Below are 17,229 nucleotides of genomic sequence, written 5' to 3' on the forward strand. Positions count from 1 at the left end.
TGAAGTGTCGTTCGTGCCTGGCCCGGTCGGCGACAGAGCCCCGTGCGACGGGCCCTGGCCCGAGCGCTAGGGGATGGCCAGTTCCGCCCAGATGGTCTTTCCGGACGCGGTGTAGCGGGTGCCCCAGCGCTGGGAGACCTGGGCGACGAGGAACAGGCCGCGGCCTCCCTCGTCGTCACGGCGGGCGCGTCGCAGATGAGGCGCCGTGTGTGCGTTGTCGGAGACCTCGCAGAGCAGACTGCGGTCCCTGATCAGCCGTAGCAGCACGGGACCGGTGGCGTACCGGATGCTGTTGGTGACCAGCTCGCTCACCACCAGCGCGGCGGTGAAGGACAGTTCGGACAGCCCCCAGTTCTCCAACTGGCGCTCGGTGTCCGTGCGGGCGTCCGCCACCATGGCCGGGTCCGGCGGCAGTTCCAGGTCCGTCACGCGGTCGGCGCCGAGCCGCCGGGTGCGCACCAGCAGCAGCGTGGCGTCGTCCGCCTGGGGTCCGGGCGGCAGGGTCGACATCGCCCGGTCGCACAGTTCCTCCAGCGGGCAGCGCTGCCAGGTGAGCACGTGGGCGAGACGGTCGATCCCGCTGTCGATGTCGGTGCGCCGGTCCTCCACGACACCGTCGGTGAAGAACGCCACCACACTCCCGTCGGACAGGCTCAGCTCGACGTTCTCGTACGGCAGGCTGCCCAGCCCCAGGGGCGGCCCCGGCGCCGGCGCGGACAGGGCCACTGAGCCGCTCGCGTCGGCCACGATAGGCGGGGGATGACCGGCGCTCGCCCAGACGCAGCGGCCGCCGACCGGGTCGTAGATCGCGTAGAGGCAGGTCACGCCGAGGGCCTCGTCGCTCAGCCCGTCGGCCTCGTCGGGTTCCGCGTCCTGCCCGACCAGGCCGTCCAGCCGGGTCAGCAGCTCGGCCGGGTCCAGGTCCAGCAGAGCCAGGGTCCGTACGGTGGCGCGCAGCCGGCCCATGGTCGCGGCCGCGTGCACACCGTGGCCGACCACGTCGCCGACGGTCAGCCCCACCCTGGCACCGGACAGCGGGATCAGGTCGAACCAGTCGCCGCCCACCCCCACCCGGCTGTCGGCGGGCAGGTAGCGGTACGCCACCTCGACCGCGCTCTGCTCGGGCAGCCGCTGGGGCAGCAGGCTTCGCTGCAGCACCAGGGCGGCCGCGTGCTGGCTGGTGTAGCGGCGGGCGTTGTCGATGCCCACGGCGGCCCGCTCGGCCAGCTCCACCGCGAGCGTCTGCTCCTCGGGCCCGAAGGGGTCCGGGTTGTTGCTGCGCCGGAAGGTGGCGAGACCGAGGACCGCGTCGCGGGCGAGCAACGGGACGAAGAGGTCGGTGTGCCGGGCGGCCGGGACCCCTTCTCCCGGCGGCGGGGAGGCGCCGACGACGGGGCGGTTGGTGGCCAGGCTCAGCGCCTGCGGTGACGACGGCGGATAGGAGACCGGGCTGGTCCGGAACTCCTCCGGGGTACGGCCGTGCATCCGCAGCAGGTTGTGCCCCGGTGCCGAGCGGGTCGGCGGCTGCCGTCCCTCGATGACCGCCGGCGGCAGATCCACCAGAACCTCGTCGGCCAGCTGCGGCACCGCCACGTCGGCCAGCTCCGCGGCCGTACGCCGCACGTCCAGCGAGGCGCCGATGCGCTTTCCCGCCCGTACGAGCAGCGACAGCCGTTCCTGGGCGCGGTAGCGGTCGGTGATGTCCAGGGACTCCTCGAACAGCCCCAGCGGTTCGCCCCTGGCGTCCACCAGCCGGTAGTACGAGCACGACCAGACGTGCTCGCGCACCGGGTCGGCGGGGGCGCGCCCGCGATAGTGCATGCCGAGGACCGGTTCGCCCGTCTTCAGCACCTGCTCCATCACCTGGTCCTCGTCCGGAGGGTGGTGGCGGGAGATGAACTCGCCCTCGGGAAAGAGATCCGCGGCGGGCCGGCCGACGTACGCGGCGACCCCCGCCAGCTCCTGGTCGGTGGAGACGTTTCCCCAGACGACGCGCATGTCCGTGTCGAAGATGGTCAGACCCACGGAGGACTCGGTCGCCAGCCCCTGCAACATCGCCAGCTGCGCCTCCCAGCCGCGCAGGGCCGTCAGCTCAGCCGCGACCACCACGGTCGCGGCGACACCCTGGTGGGTGAGCGGACTGAACGTCACGGCGGCGCGCAGGGTGTGTCCGTCCCGGCAGCGGAGGTCCAGGACCGTGCTGCGGGGGCGGCGCGCCCTGCAGAGAGCGGACAGTCGCGGGCCCGGGGCCGCCGCCAACAGCCGGTCGGCCGACCAGCCGAGCACTTCCTCGGGCGAATGTCCGAGGAGACGCTGGGCCGAGATGCTCCAGCCGGAGACGCGGCCCTCCGCGTCCAGCACGGCGGTGGCGGCCTTGGCGAGGTCCAGAGGACTGTGGAATTCGACGTTGGCACCATTCGGAAAACGATCCATGGCACCGCTTCCCTTCGTGCTCACTCAGCATCCCGTGCCGCACGACGGACTACAACCGCACGCACCGGCGCGGTCGGCGCCGTGATGTGCCGTCGACCGGCTGCGGCACCGTCGTGGCTGGTCGCAGGGCCGGCCCGGGGAAACTCACGCACGAGCAGATGCTCGACGAACTCGGTGCCGGCCGGGTACGGCCGCCGACCTGATCGCAGGGGCACGGCGCCGCGAGCGGCCCGGTGGGCGCCCCTCAGCCGCCGGTGCCTCCCTCCGCGGTGAGGGCGTCCCGGAGCTGCGCCCTGGCCGTGATGCCCAGCTTGGGGAAGATCTTGTGCAGGTGGTAGCCGACCGTGCGCGGTGAGAGATAGAGCCGTGCCGCGATGTCGCGGTTGGTCAGGCCCTGGGCGGCCAGTTCGGCGATCTGGCGTTCCTGTGGGGTGAGTTCACCGGCCGGGGCGGTGGCCCCCGCCGTACCCGCCGCCCGCAGTTCCGCCGCCGCCCGCTCGGTCCAGGGGCGGGCGTCCAGCCGCTCGAAGCACTCCAGCGCCGCGCCGAGATGCCGGCGGGCCTCGGCACCGCGGCGGCGCCGGCGCAGCCACTCGCCGAAGTCGAGGTGGGCCAGCGCCTTCTCGAACGGCCAGCAGTCGGTGCCGGAGCCGTCGAGAGCGGCCTGGAAATGCCGCTCGGCGTCGTCGGTGTCGGTCAGCAGGGCGGTGGCCCGGTGCAGTACGGCGGCCAGCCGCGGGGAGGGGTCGGGCTTCAGCTCCTGCGTCACGCCGTCGACCACCGTGCGCGCGTCGTCCGTCCGCCCGGCGCGGACCGCGGCGGCGGCCAGGTCGCCCAGGTAGTAGAGGGAGGCGTGGTAGTGGACGGGGGCTGGGCGGAAGTCGCGGGTGAAGGCGGCGCGCAGCTGCTCGTAGGCGCCGGCGTGGTCCCCGGCGACGAACGCGGCCATGCCCAGGGCGTGCCGGTGCCGGACCTGGAGACTCAGGGACTTGCGCAGGTCCACCCCGCGTACGGCCTCCGCCGCCTGGGCCCGGGCCGCCGCCGGGTCGCCCCGCAGCGCGCACAGCGTCGCCCGCAGGATGCGGGCGCCCACCGTCACGTTGTCGGCGCCCGCCTCCGTGGCCATCCAGAACGCCTCGTCGGCCGCCTCCTCGGCCGTCGCCCACGAGCCGTTCTCGAACAGGGCCAGGGCGAGTGCCTGGGTCACCGTCGCGTTCGTACCCGCGCTGCCCGCGCGGCGCAGGACGTCGATCGTGCGGCCGAGGACGCGTACGGCCTGCTCGGTCTCGTCCAGGATCCACGTCGTGCCGCCCACCGCCGTGAGGTTCCCGAGGCTCTCCTCGCGGGCCAGCTCGGCCAGCCCGTCCGCCAGGTGGCTCATGAGCAGCGGCCGTTCACGATGGGGGTCGACGACGGCCAGGGCCCACGAGCGGCCGGCCGGATCGCCGTCCCCGTCGATCAGCTCGCCGATCCGGCGGAGTTCCGCGCGGTGGTGGGGCGCGCCTGAGTTGTAGACGGATGTCGCGGCCGTGCTCAGGGCGCCCAGGGCCAGGCCCGGAACCGAGGCGGCGGTGGCCTCGGCGACGCCCAGCAGCAACGCCAGCGCCTCCTCGTGGCGGAGCGTGACCCCGAGGGCCCAGCCGCCCAGCAGCGAGGCCTCGGCGCGCAGCCGGGGATCCTCGGTCAGACCGCCGACCCGGCCGCTCATCTCGCCGACCCACTGCGGGTACCCGGCGAACATCGCCGACTGCGCGGCCGTCAGCAGCCGCCGGGCGCGCAGCCCCGGATCCGGTGTCAGCTCGGCCGCGCGTTCCAGCGCGGTCGCGGCCGCCGCGTAACCGCCCCGGCTTCGGGCCCGCTCGGCGCTCTCCGCCAGAGCGTCGGCGACCTCCGCGTCCTGGCCGGTCGCCGCGGCGGCCAGCTGCCAGGCGCGGCGGTCCGGCTCCCCGGCGAGCGCCCCGGCCAGGGCGAGATGGGCCTGCCGGCGCTCGTGGAAGGAGGCCGCGTGGTACACGGCCGAGCGGACCAGCGGGTGCCGCGGCAGCACCCGGCCGTCCGCCACCCGGACCAGCCCGACACGCTCGGCCGGGTCCAGAGCCCGGACGACGTCCAGCTCCGGGGCGGCCCGGATGAGGTCGGTCAGCTCCGCCGTACCTGCCGCGGCCACCAGCAGCAGGGCCTCCCGGGTGGGCGCGGGCAGACCGGGCAGATCGGCGGCGAACAGGTTCTCCAGCCGCGCGGTGAGCGGAAGGGCCGCACCCCCGGCACCGCCTGTGCCTCCGGCACCTCCTCCGGCGCCCGCCGCTCGCCCCCGGGCCAGGGCACGCGGCAGCTCGATCAGGGCCAGCGGATTGCCGGCCGCCTGCCGGAGGATCTCCGCGCGCGCCTTGCCGCGCGGTGGATCCGGCTGCGCGTCCAGCAGCTGCCCGGCCGCCGTCCGGCTCAGCGGCCCCACGGTGACCTGCGGGAAGTCCCGGTCGAACCGGGCCGGCACGCCCTCCTCACGGGCGGCCAGCAGCAGCACCACCGGCTCGCCCTCCAGCCGGCGGGCCAGAAAGGCCAGCACGTCCACCGAGCCGAGGTCCAGCCACTGGGCGTCGTCCACCAGCAGGAGCAGCGGCCGGTGCGCGGCGGCCCCGGTGATGAGCCCGAGCACTCCGACGCACAGCGACAACTGGTCCAGTCGCAGTTCGTACTCCGCCGTCCCCGGGCCGAAGGCCTGGTCCAGAGCCTCCCGGTGCGCCGCGGGCAGACCGTCACCGGGCAGCAGCGGATGCAGCAGCTGGTGCACGCCGGACAGACCGAGGCCGGTCTCGCCCTCGCTGCCGCGCACCCGCAGGACGCCGAAGCCCAGCGCCCGCCCCCGCTCGGCCGCCCGGTCCACGAGGGTGCTCTTGCCCGCCCCCGGCTCCCCGGTCAGCACCAGCACCTGGGGGCCGCCGCCGGCCACCGCCCCGAGCAGCCGGTCGAGCCGGGCCAGTTCGGCGGCCCGGCCCAGGACGACCGGATGGGTGGGACGGTCGGTGCCGGTGTGCATGAGCGGTCCTTGTCTCAGAGATCGTCAGAGGCCGTCAGAGGCCGTAGGGCTCCTGATACGGCAATCCTGCCAGCGGCGGTCTGCGCGGCAGCGGCCGCGGGTGACTGGTCATGTGACAGAAGCGTGGCTGCGCGGTCGCCCGGACAATGGCTCTGGCCAGGGAGAACGTCCACCGCCACGGGAGTACGTGCATGACGGTCCAGTCACCTCAGCAGTCCGCGATCGCCGCCGAGGCCGCCGTTCTGGGCCGGGACGGCGAGATCGAGCGGATCCTGCGGTACGTGACAGGCGAGCCCGGCACTCCCCAGACCCTGCTGGTCCTCGGCGAGGAGGGGATCGGACGTACGGCCCTGCTCCGGCGCGTCCGTGAACTGGCCGCCGGCCAGGGCGTGGCGGTGCTCTCGGCGCAGGGCTGGGCCGGTGACCCACGGCATGCCCGTGCCTGCCTGCAACAGCTGCTGGCGCGGCCGGTGCCGGCCGAGGTGGCCGCCCTGCCGGCCGTGTCCCAGCGGGTGCTGACGGCCGTACTCCACGGGGACGACCGGCCGGACGAGGGAGAGCTGCGGGCGGCGCTGACCGCGCTGCTCGACCGGCTCGCCGCCGCCCGGCCGGTGCTGGTGTGCGTGGACGACGCCGACCTGTGCGACCGTGCCACCGTGGAGGCGCTGTTCGCCGCCGCCCGGCTGCTGGCCGGCCGCCCGCTGACGGTGCTGCTCGCCGCCCGCCACGAGACCGCCCTGCCCGGCCTGCCTCCCGGCGCCGAGATCCTGAGCCTGGGCCCGCTGGACGACGCGTCGGCCGCCGCGCTGCTGGACCGGCAGCCCGCGCCGCCCAGCGGCCGGCACCGGCTGGAGATCCTGGCGGAGGCCGAGGGCAACCCGCTGGCCCTGGTCGAACTGAGCCGCAGCGTGCCCGGCCCCGCGGGAGCGGTGCGGCGCGCGCCCGCCGAGCCCGTCTTCGGGGTACGACTCGACGCGCTCCCCGCCGGCACCCGGCGCGCCCTGCTGTACGCGGCGGCCGCCGGGCCCGGCGAGACCGTCGCCGCCGTCATGACGGCCCTGGACACCGGCGACCTCGCGGTGTGGGCCCCGGCGGAGGCCGCCGGACTCGTCTCGCTGGTCGAGGACCGGCTCGTCTTCCGGCATCCGCTGGCGCGGTCGGCCGCGTATCTGCGGCACCCCGCGGGGGAGCGCCAGCAGGCCCACCGGGACCTCGCCGAGGTCGCCGTACTGCCGGAGGACAGGGCCCGGCACCTGGCCGCCGTCACCGTGGGCGCCGACGCGTTCGTCGCCGCCGGGCTGGCGACCTCCGCCTGGCGGCGCGGCGACGCCGTACAGGCCGCCCGGGCCCTGGAACAGGCGGCCCGGCTCAGCCCGCGGCGGCCGGAACACGCCCGTCGGCTGGCCGAGGCCCTGACGGCCGCGCAGGCGGTGGGGGACCCCGGCTGGGTACGGGACCTGTACGGCCGGCTCCTCCGGGAGTCCGCCGAGCCGGAGTCCGTCTGTGTCGCGGCCGGCGCCCTGGCCTCCGTCCTGTGCCACGAGTCCGCCCAGCGGGAGGCCTTCGAGCTGCTGGCCGCCGCCTCGGAGCACTTTCCCCGGATCGGCCGCCCGCTCGCGCTCACCCTGGCGGGCCTGGCAGCGGCCGTCGCCGCCCAGTCCGGACTGCCCGAGCACCGGGCGGCCCTGCCCGCACTCCTCGAACGCGCCCGCCGGGCCGACGGGGGCGGGTCGGGGCACCCTGGAGTGACCGGGCCTCTGGGCCGGCTGAGCGCGCCGGGGGATGACGGGGGCGGGGCAGGACTGCCCGGAGCGAACGGGCATCTCGGTGATCTGGACGTGCCGGGCACTCAGCGGGCTGACGGGGGCGGGTCGGGGCACCCCGGTGCGGCCGGGCGTCTGGGCGAGCTGGACGTGCCGGGGGGCGATGGCGGCGGGTCGGGGCACCCCGGAGTGACCGGGTCTCTGGGTCAGCTGGACGTGCCGAGGCACCCCGGTGCGGCCGGGCGTCTGGGCGAGCTGGACGTGCCGGAGGGTGAGGGCGGCGGGGCGGATCACCCCGGTGCGGCCGGGTCCCTCGGGCGGCTGGACGCGCCCGGTACCCGGCTGGCCATGGAAGCGCTGGTCGCCGTTGTGGCCCGGCCCGAGACCGCCACCGGTGCGCTGCGCGCCCTCGGCCGGCCGCCCCGCGCACCGCTCGGCGGTCCGGACGCGCCGGCCGGCCGGCTGGCGGCCGCCGCGGTGGCCCACCACGCCGACGAGGCCGACCTGGACCTGGGGCAGTCCCGGCTGGCCGACGAGCGGCTGCGCACCGCCCGTGCCTTCGGCCTGCGCGGCTGGTCGGTGCTCGGCCTGGTGGACACCCTGCTGGCCGTCGGCCGGTTCACCGAGGCCCAGACCGTGCTCCAGAACGCCATGACCGAGGCGGCCGTGCTGCGCCTGCCACGCCTGCGTGCGGACCTGGAGACCCAGGCGCTGACCCTGCGGGCGCTGCGCGGAGCCCTCCCCGACGAGCCCTGGCAGCTCACCCCGGCCGTCTGGCGCACCGTCTCCCTGGACGAGAACCGGGCCACCCACGCCCGACTGCTGCGCGCCCGCGGCCTCGCCGCCATGGCCCGCGGGCACTGGGACGACAGCTGGCGGCAGCTGCGCGAGCTGTTCACCGCCGACGGCTCGCCGCTGCACCCCCTCCTGTCGCCCCGGAGCATCGCCGAACTCGCCGTCACGGCGCAGCGGACCGGCCGGCCGGCCGAGGCCCTGCCGATCCTGAAGCGGGTGCGCACGGAACAGGGGGACCGGCCCAGCACCCGGATGACGCTGCTGCTGCACCACGCGACCGCCGTGCTCGGCCCGGACGAGGAAGCCGAGGAGCACTTCCAGCTCGCCCTGGTCAACCACGCGGCGAACCGCTGGCCGTGGGAGTGCGGCCACGTCCGCCTCAACTACGCCCACTGGCTGCGCCGTTGCCGCCGGACCCTGGAGGCGCGCGGGCAGCTGACCACGGTCCTGGAGACCGCCGAACGCCTGGGCGCCGGCCCCCTCGCGGCCGCCGCCGGCCGCGAACTGCGCGCCAGCGGAGCCGCCCCCGCCCCCGAGGCAGGCGGCCCGCTGGCGGAGCTGACGGCGCAGCAGCGGCAGATCGTCCAGCTGGTGGCGAGTGGCCTGTCCAACCGGGAGATCGGCGAACGGCTCTTCCTCTCCCCGCGCACGGTCGGCTCGCACCTCTACAAGGTGTATCCCAAACTCGGCATCAGCAGCCGCCATCAGCTGCGCGACCTGGTGCAGGGCCGGTGAGGGGGGCCGGCGGGCCGGACGGAGGCGCGCCCATGAGGCCCGGAGCGGCGGGGACGGCCGTCGTCCTCGACCGGGTGGTGCAGCGCCTGCTCACCGCCTCCGCCGCCCCGCCCGCCCTCGACGACCTCGGTCCGGACACGGCACGGCGGGCGCTGCGCGAGACCCAGGCCGACCGGTTCGGGGACTTCGACGTGGACGCGGCCTTCCAGGCGGCCCCCGTCGGCCCGGCAGGGCTGCTCGGCTTCTGGACCGTCCGGCCCGCGTCGGCCACCGGCCCACTCCCGGCCCTGCTGTACCTGCACGGCGGCCGGTGGACGCTCGGGGACGCACAGACCCACGCCCGCCTCATCAGCGAACTCGTCACCGGCGCGGGCGTGTGCGCACTCGTCCCCGAGTACAGCCGCACCCCCGAGGCCCGTTACCCGCTGGCCCTGGAGGAGTGCTACGCCCTGCTGACCTGGGCGGCCGACCGGGCCGGTGAACTCGGCCTGGATCCGGGCCGGCTGGCGGTGGCGGGCGACTGCGCCGGGGCCACCCTGGCGGCCGCCGTGACGATGCTGGCGAAGGCCCGGCGCGGGCCGCGGATCGCCGCGCAGCTGCTCTACTACCCGCTCACCGACGCCCGCTGCGACAGCGCCTCCCAGCGCCGGTTCGCCACCGGCTACCTGCTCACCCGCCGGGCGCTGCACGCCTACTGGGCCCGGTACGTCCCCGATCCGGCCCGGCGCGCCGAACCCACCGCGGCACCGCTGCGGGCCCGCACGGAGCAACTGGCCGGACTGCCACCGGCCCTGGTCGTCACCGCCGAGGCCGACGTGGCCCGCGACGAGGGCGAGCTGTACGCGCGCCGGCTGGCCGAGGCCGGTGTCGACGCGCTTTCCGTGCGCTTCCTCGGCACGATCCACGACTTCGTGGCACTGCACGCCCTCGCCGACAGCGTGCCCACCCGGGCCGCGATCCTGACCGGCTGCGCCTTCCTGAGCGCCCGGCTGTCCTGACGGGCACGGTACCGGCCGACAGCCGGGCGAGAACCGGCTGAGGACCGGCTGAGGACCGGCTGAGGACCGGCACAGGACCAGTCGGCCGACTGATGCGTCGACGCCCCTCACCCGGCGAAGCTGACGTCATGCCAACCGCGATCGGCTCCTACGAGGAGAGACGCCGGCGTCCGACCGCCTCTGCGGGTACCCGAGCCGGGGTCCTTCCGACCGTCTCGGCGGGTACCCGAACCAGGGTTCTGACCACCCGTTCGGTGCCGCCGGGCGAGAGCCTGGACTACTGGCACGATGCCGTGTTCGACACCCTGGTGGGGATGGACATCGCCACCGCAGGCGGCACCTACGACGCGACCCTGCGGACCGACCGACTCGGGGATCTGCAGGTCACCACGGTGGAGGCCGACCCCGGCCAGGTCCACCGGGCGCCGCGCTTCATCGCCCGCGGCGACGGGCACCAGGTCTTCGTCGCCGTCCAGAGCACCGGCCGGGCCCGGGTCGAACAGGACGGCCGCAGTGCCGAGTTGCGCACCGGCGACATCGGGTTCTTCGAGACCGTACGCCCGTTCCGCACCGCCTTCCCGGAACGCTTCCGGCTGAAGATCTTCGCCGTTCCGCGCCGGCTGCTGGAGCTTTCGGAGGCCGACGTGCGGCGGCTCACCGGCCGTGCAGTACGCCCCAGCGGCGGACTCCCCGCGCTGCTCGCGCCCCTGCTGGAGCGGCTGGCGGACACCTCCGAGTCGTATGCCACGCCGACGGCCGAGCGGCTGGCCGGAAGCGTCATCGACCTGGTCGCCGCCACCGCGGCGGACCAGCTGGGGGAGGACCCCGCCGAACTGCCGGGCGCCGACGGCGTCCTGCTGCTGCGCGTCAAGACGTATATCCGCTGGCAGCTGTCGGACCCGGAACTCACCCCGTCCGTCATCGCCGCGGTCCACGGCATCTCGGTCCGCTCTCTGCACCGGCTGTTCCGGACCGAGAACACCACGGTGTGCCGGTGGATCCGCGAACTGCGCCTGCACGAGTGCCGCAGGGAACTCGCCGCCCGGCCGGCGGGCGCCGTCGACCTGGGCCAGGTCGCCCGCCGCTGGGGCTTCACCGGCTCCGCCGGGTTCGGCAAGGCCTTCCGCAGCACCTTCGGGCTGTCACCCACCGACTGGCTGGACCGGGTCCGGGCGGACGGGACGCCATGCTGACGGCGGTGTCCTGCGCGGTCCCGGACCCGGCACCCGGCGAGCGTCCCGCGGCCTGGCAGCGGGCGCTGTCGGAGATCTTCGTCGACCTGGAGGTCACGGTGGCGCCGGGCCGTCCCTGGACGGGCGAGCTCACCTCCCAACGCCTGGGCGCCCTCCAGATCGCCACCGAGGAGTCCGGCCCCGGAACCGTCCTGCGCAGCGCCCGCGCGGTGGCCGCCGACCCGCGCGGCCACATCCTGGTCCGCCGGCAGCTGGCCGGCACCGCCCTGCTGTTCCAGGACGGCCGCACCGCCGAACTCCGCCCCGGTCGGCTGGCCTTCCATGACGCCCGGCGCCCGTTCCGGATCGTGCTGCCGGAGCGCCAGCGGGCGCGGATCCTCATGGTGCCCCGTGCCCTGCTGCGCCTGGAGGAACGGCGCCTGCACGCGCTGACGGCCACGGTGGTGGACGAGGCAGGAGGGGGCGCGGCGGCCCTGCTGCTGCCGCTCCTCGACGGACTCGTCGACGAGGTCGGACGGACCGGCCCGGCCCGGCGCGAACAACTCGCCCGCACCGCGGCGGAGATCCTGGCCACCGTCGCCCTCGACCAGGCCGGCCGGCAGCCCGAGCCGGCCCTGTGGGAACGGATCACCGCAGCGCTGCGGACCCGGCTGGGCGAGCCCGGACTCACCCCGCAGGACATCGCCGACCAGCACGCCATCTCGCTGCGCTATCTGCACCTTCTCTTCCAGCGCCACGGAATCACCGTCGGCGCCTGGCTGCGGACCCGGCGGCTGGAGGCGGCCCGCGAGGAACTCGCCCGGCCCGGGTCGGCCCACCGGCCCATCGCCGCGGTGGCCGCCCGCTGGGGCTTCACCAGCCCCTCCCACTTCAGCCGGGCCTTCCGGGAGACGTACGGCATGTCACCGGCGCAGTGGCGGCGGACGGCCGCCGAGAACGCCCCCGGGTCGCGGCCGGACCTCCTAACCTTTCCGATGAAGGCCGGATCGAACTGATGGCCCGAGTGACGATGGAGCACGTATGACCGACGAGGCGATGGGTGACGACGTCTACCAGCCGGACGGTTCGGAGGTGCAGGACGACGCGGGTCTGCTGGACGCGTCGGACACCCTGGACTACCGGGCCGGCGAGGAGGCCCTGGACGAGGGCTACTCACCGCCGGAGCGGCCCTGGGCCGTGGAGCACACGGGCGTCACGGCTGCGGAGGGACAGCGCGGGGAGACTCTCGACGAGCGGCTCGCCGAGGAGGTCCCGGACATCGCCGTCCTGGAGGGCGACGACATCGGCGACGCCTGGGACACGGACGGCGAACTCCTCGACGACGAGGTCGGCGACGTCCGCGCCGGACGGCTCGTCGCACCGGACGAGGGCGCCCACGAGAACACCGAGACCGACCTGTTCGCCTCCGACCGTGGCCTGGACGGCGCCGGGGCGTCGGCGGAGGAGGCCGCGATGCACGTGGTCCCCGACGCCGAGACCTTCTGACGGCTCCCGCACGTCCGGGCACCTCGCGGCGCCGAACCCCGCCGCGAGGTGGTGCCGGTGTCCCGTGGGGCCGAGGCCGGTGTCCTGCGGGCGGCACCGAGAGGCCGCGTGCGCGCGGCGCCGGTCTCCCGTGCGCGCCGAGCCGTGGATCCGTGCGCGTGGCGCCCTGCGCGTGGGTCCGTGCGCGTGGCGTCCTGCGCGTGGCGCCGGCCGGAGTGCCGGGTCAGGTCATGTGCCGCAGCAGGGCCGCGACCGCGGCCGGGGGCTCGCCGGGCGGGCGTACCACCATCACCTTCCAGCTCGGCGCGTGACGGGTGAAGCGGTAGGTGATCAGGTCCGGGAAGCGGTGGGCGACGGTCGGCGGCATGATGCAGACGCCGAGGTCGTTGCGGACCAGTTCGGACGCGGCCACGATGTCGTTGACCTCGAAGGTCGCGGTCCGTTCGACGCCGGCCGCCCGGAACGCGCGGTCGGCCGCGTCGCGGATGGCCCAGCCGGGGGTGAACTCCACCTGCGGCAGCTCGGCGATGTCGGCCAGGTCGACCGTGCCCTCGGGGCCGCTCGCGGCGAGGCTCCGGCGGGGCGAGGCCACCAGCACCATCTCCTCGTGGGTCAGCAGCCTGGTCACCAGCCCGCGCTGCTGCTGGCGGTCCAGCGCCACCACCGCCAGGTCCACCGTGCCCTCGCGCAGCGCCTGCCGGAGGTCGACGACCGCGGCCTGCCGCAACCGCACCACCACCCGCGGGTGTTCCGCCCGCAGCGCGGCCAGCGCATGGTGCAGGTTCGCCCAGACCCCCTGCATCGTGCCGACCGTCACCCGGCCGCGCAGCTCCCCCTTGGCCGCGTCGACCGCCTCGCGGGCCAGCTCGGCGGCGCGCAGCGCCTGCCGTGCCGCCGGGACGAACGCCTCGCCGGCCGGGGTGAGCCCGACCCGGTGGGTGGTCCGGGTGAACAGCGCGGTGCCCAGCTCGCGTTCGAGCGCGCGGACCGTGCCGGAGACCGCGGACTGGACCACGTGCAGCCGCCGTGCCGCCGCCGTGAACCCGCCCGCGTCCGCCACCGCGACGACGACTTCCATCTGCCGTAGGTCCATCATCCGCTCCCGCCGGCGCAGCGCCCCGCCTCGGCAGGGCGGCGATCTTCGCTGCATCCTAGGCAGCCGCCGGCTCCCGGCGGCGCGCACCGGGGGAGTGTCGGCCGGGCGCTCGGCGGGGAACCGGACCGGTGGTTCCCCGGTACGGGCCGCACGGCCCTACGCCGGACGCTTCGCGCTCTGCCGCCGCTCGGTCAGCCAGTACAGCAGCGCCAGCACCGGCAGGACCGCCCCGAAGAGGCTGACCGCGCTCCAGCCGCCGGCCCGGTAGGCGATCGAGCCGAGCTGCGAGCCGAGGGCGCCGCCGATGAAGAAGATCGCGATGAAGGCGCTGTTGAGCCGGGCGCGGGCGAGGGGGTCGAGCTGGTAGACGGTGTGCTGGCCGAGGATGAGGCTGGTCTGGACGGCCGCGTCCAGTACGACGGCCCCCAGGGCGATCAGGAGCACGCTGTGCTGACCGAAGCCGGCCATGACGAAGGCCAGCGCGCCGAGCGCGAGCGCGGCACCGGTCATCCGCCGGGTCAGTCCGTGGTCGGCCCAGCGTCCGGCGAGCGGCGCCACGGCCGCGCCGGCCGCTCCGACCAGCGCGAACACACCGACACCGACGGCGGAGTAGTGGAAGTACGGCCCGGTCAGGAGGTACGAGACGGTGGTCCAGAAGGCGCTGAAGGCACCGAACATCGCGGCCTGGTAGAGGCCGCGGCGCAGCAGCGCGGGATGGGTGCGCACCAGCGCCGCCGTGGAGCGCAGCACATGGTGGTACGGCACGGACGTGGTCGGTGCCTGCCGGGGCAGGGCCAGCCGCAGGGCCACGCCCAGCAGGGCCATCAGGACGGCCGAGCCGAGGTAGACGACCCGCCAGCCGGCGACGCCGGAGACCAGGCTGCTGAGCGTGCGGGACAGCAGGATGCCGGTGAGCAGGCCGCTCATCACCCGGCCGACGATCCGGCCCCGGGCGTGGTCGGGCGCCAGGCTCGCGGCGAACGGCACCAGGATCTGCGCGACCACCGAGGTGGCACCGCTGATCAGCGAGGCGATCAGCAGCATCGGGAAGCCGGTCGCGAGACCGGCCGCCACCAGGGCGAGTGTGGTGACCGTCAGCAGGGCGGTGATCAGGCTCCGCTTCTCCAGCCGGTCACCGAGCGGCACCAGGAAGAGCATGCCGATCACATAGCCGACCTGGGTGAGCGTGATCAGCGCACCCGCGGTGGCCTCGCTGATGTGGAAGACGCCGCGCAGCTCGGACAGCAGTGGCTGGGCGTAGTACAGGTTGGCGACCGTCATGCCGGAGGCGACGGCGAACAGCGCGATCAGCCAGCCCGGCACCCCGTGGGCGGGCTCGGCGGCGGGCTTCCGGCGCGGGGAGCGGACTTCGGACGACGACTGGGACACGGGGACCTTCCTCACAGGAGTGACTCTCATCGTGCACAGCGCTCCACCGCCCGCCATGCTTCCCTTCGCACGGCGATGGATCGGGATGTCAGCCATCTCCGTCCCAGATGACCGTCCGCGCACCGCGTCCGAGCGTGCGCTGCGGGGTGGCCGGAAGTGCGCTCGGGGACAACTGCCCGGTGCGGCGGGCTCCTACGGTGAGGCGTGACGGCGCCGGAACGACCGGTGTGCCCCACGCAATTCCAGGAGACTCGCATGTCCGAAGACTTCACGCCCGTCAAGCCGGTGCTCGAACCCGCCGCCCAGGCCTTCGCCGAGGCCACCGCCAACCCGCCGTACCTCTTCGACCTCGCCCCGGCGGAGGGCCGCAAGGCCGTCGACGAGGTGCAGTCCGGCGAGATCGCCAAGCCCGCCGTCGACGAGGAGTGGATCACCGTCTCGGGCGGCCCCACCGGCACGGTCCGGGCCCGCATCGTGAAGCCCGCCGGCGCCACCGGCACCCTGCCGGTGATCATCTACATCCACGGGGCCGGCTGGGTCTTCGGCAACGCCCACACCCACGACCGCCTGGTCCGCGAACTGGCCGTCGGCGCCAACGCCGCCGTGGTCTTCCCCGAGTACGACCTCTCGCCCGAGGTGCGCTACCCGGTCGCCATCGAGCAGAACTGGACCGTCGCCCGGTGGGTCGTGGAGCAGGGCACGACCAAGGACCTGGACAGCACCCGGATCGCGGTGGCCGGCGACTCGGTCGGCGGCAACATGACGGCCGCGCTGACCCTGATGGCCAAGGAGCGCGGCGGCCTCCCGCTGCTCCAGCAGGTGCTGTTCTACCCGGTGACCGACGCCGGCTTCGACACGCCTTCCTACCACCAGTTCGCCGAGGGCTACTTCCTGCGCCGCGACGGCATGTTCTGGTTCTGGGACCAGTACACGACCGACGAGGCCGAGCGCGCCCAGATCACCGCGTCCCCGCTGCGCGCCACCACCGAGCAGCTCACGGACCTGCCCCCGGCCCTGGTCATCACCGGCGAGGCCGACGTGCTGCGCGACGAGGGCGAGGCGTACGCCAACAAGCTCCGCGAGGCCGGTGTGCCCGTCACCGCGGTCCGCTTCCAGGGCATCATCCACGACTTCGTGATGCTCAACGCCCTGCGCGAGACGCACGCCGCCGAGGCCGCCATCTCGATGGCGGTACGCACCCTGCACGCGGCCCTCCACACCGCCTGATCCGGGGCGCGGTGTGAACACCGGCGAGCCGTCGGCAGCGCCCGACGGCCACCCGCACCTCAGGCACCTCAGGGAACAGCTGACCGAGCACCACCGCCGGGTCCGGGCGGAACGCGAGGAGGCCGAGCCGGCGGAGGCGATCGGCTCCGCCGCCTTCGACCTGGGGGCCGACATCGCGCACCCCGTCCCCGACCCCACGGCGGCCGGATACGACGTCGACACGGACCTCGGCGCCGACCCGCGCCGCCCGGCCCCGCCCGACCCCCGTCCGCCCCTGGACAGCCGACAAGGAACTCCCATGACCGACCCCGCACCCACCGTCGTCCTGGTGCACGGCGCCTTCGCCGACGCGTCCAGCTTCGCCCGGGTCATCCCCGAACTGCTCGCCGACGGGCTGAAGGTGCTTGCCCCGGCCGTGCCCAACCGCAGCCTGACCGGCGACGCCGCCTACATCGCCTCGGTGGTCCGCGCCATACCCGGCCCCGTCGTCCTGGTGGGGCACTCCTACGGCGGTGCCGTCATCACCGTCGCCGGTGCCGAGGACAACGTGAAGGCCCTCGTCTACCTGGCCGGCTACGCCCTGGAGGAGGGCGAGAGCCTCGGCGAGCTGCAGGGCCGGTTCCCGGACTCCGAGCTGGCCTCGGCACTGGTGTACACGCCGTTCCCGGTCGAGGGATCGGCGGAGCCCGGCACCGACGTGACGGTCGACACCGACAGGTTTCCCGCGATCTTCGCCGCCGACGTGGACCCGGAGCTGGCCAAGGTGCTCGCCGTCTCCCAACGGCCCCTGGCCGGCGCGGCCTTCGCCGAGCCGGCCCCCGTCGCGGCCTGGAAGGCCAAGCCGTCCTGGGGCCTGGTCTCCTCCTCGGACCGCACCATCAACCCCGACGTCGAGCGCTACGGCTACGAGCGCGCCGGCATGACCACCATCGAGGTCGACTCCTCCCACCTGGTCATGCTCGCCCACCCCGGGAAGGTCGCCGACCTGATCCAGGAGGCGGTCAAGAGCCTCATCGCGGAATAACCCCGCGAGGGCGATACAGAACGGGCCGCGCACCGGTGCCCACCGTGCGCGGCC

The 17,229-nt window shown here is 75.0% G+C and carries 11 protein-coding genes; 7 read left to right on the top strand and 4 right to left on the bottom strand.

The annotated features are described in order from the left end of the window. Positions 1-66: 66 nt before the first annotated feature. Both ACWGJB_RS42980 and ACWGJB_RS42985 read right to left on the bottom strand, forming a co-directional pair. Entirely contained in the window at positions 67-2,433 is a 2,367-nt protein-coding gene (locus tag ACWGJB_RS42980; RefSeq protein ID WP_453385468.1) for a SpoIIE family protein phosphatase, read from the bottom strand. Positions 2,434-2,677: 244 nt separating this feature from the next. After that, on the bottom strand, positions 2,678-5,470 hold the full coding sequence (locus tag ACWGJB_RS42985) for an AAA family ATPase (protein ID WP_453385469.1): 2,793 nt from the start codon (positions 5,468-5,470) through the stop codon (positions 2,678-2,680). A gap of 191 nt (positions 5,471-5,661) precedes the next feature. Here ACWGJB_RS42985 and ACWGJB_RS42990 point away from each other — a divergent pair, with 191 nt between their 5' ends. The 5 genes from ACWGJB_RS42990 (at position 5,662) to ACWGJB_RS43010 (ending at position 12,439) form a co-directional block, all read left to right on the top strand. Further along, positions 5,662-8,763, top strand: coding sequence for an AAA family ATPase (locus ACWGJB_RS42990; RefSeq protein ID WP_453385470.1), 3,102 nt, complete (start codon positions 5,662-5,664; stop codon positions 8,761-8,763). A 32-nt stretch (positions 8,764-8,795) separates the two neighbouring features. Then, entirely contained in the window at positions 8,796-9,761 is a 966-nt protein-coding gene (locus ACWGJB_RS42995) for an alpha/beta hydrolase (protein WP_453385471.1), read from the top strand. A gap of 128 nt (positions 9,762-9,889) precedes the next feature. Then, positions 9,890-10,954, top strand: coding sequence for an AraC-like ligand-binding domain-containing protein (locus ACWGJB_RS43000; RefSeq protein WP_453385472.1), 1,065 nt, complete (start codon positions 9,890-9,892; stop codon positions 10,952-10,954). Beyond that, positions 10,948-11,949, top strand: coding sequence for a helix-turn-helix domain-containing protein (locus ACWGJB_RS43005; RefSeq protein ID WP_453385473.1), 1,002 nt, complete (start codon positions 10,948-10,950; stop codon positions 11,947-11,949). Before ACWGJB_RS43000 ends, ACWGJB_RS43005 begins: the two co-directional genes overlap by 7 nt. A 25-nt stretch (positions 11,950-11,974) precedes the next feature. Further along, positions 11,975-12,439, top strand: a complete 465-nt coding sequence (locus ACWGJB_RS43010; RefSeq protein ID WP_453385474.1) for a DUF5709 domain-containing protein — start codon at positions 11,975-11,977, stop codon at positions 12,437-12,439. Positions 12,440-12,662: 223 nt separating this feature from the next. Here the strand turns inward: ACWGJB_RS43010 and ACWGJB_RS43015 are convergent, their stop codons facing one another. Next, positions 12,663-13,517 carry a LysR family transcriptional regulator gene (locus ACWGJB_RS43015; protein WP_453385475.1) on the bottom strand — a complete coding sequence of 285 codons (855 nt, stop codon included), beginning with the start codon at positions 13,515-13,517 and terminating at the stop codon, positions 12,663-12,665. A gap of 174 nt (positions 13,518-13,691) precedes the next feature. After that, the gene (locus tag ACWGJB_RS43020) at positions 13,692-14,924 is read right to left on the bottom strand and encodes an MFS transporter (RefSeq protein WP_453385476.1); all 1,233 of its coding nucleotides are present in this window, start codon (positions 14,922-14,924) and stop codon (positions 13,692-13,694) included. Positions 14,925-15,179: 255 nt separating this feature from the next. Here ACWGJB_RS43020 and ACWGJB_RS43025 point away from each other — a divergent pair, with 255 nt between their 5' ends. Together ACWGJB_RS43025 and ACWGJB_RS43030 are read left to right on the top strand one after the other, a co-directional pair. Next, the gene (locus ACWGJB_RS43025) at positions 15,180-16,151 is read left to right on the top strand and encodes an alpha/beta hydrolase (RefSeq protein WP_453385477.1); all 972 of its coding nucleotides are present in this window, start codon (positions 15,180-15,182) and stop codon (positions 16,149-16,151) included. A 298-nt stretch (positions 16,152-16,449) separates the two neighbouring features. Continuing rightward, the gene (locus ACWGJB_RS43030; RefSeq protein ID WP_453385504.1) at positions 16,450-17,175 is read left to right on the top strand and encodes an alpha/beta fold hydrolase; all 726 of its coding nucleotides are present in this window, start codon (positions 16,450-16,452) and stop codon (positions 17,173-17,175) included. Positions 17,176-17,229 lie beyond the last annotated feature (54 nt).

This window comes from Streptomyces sp. NPDC054813, from assembly GCF_053611365.1.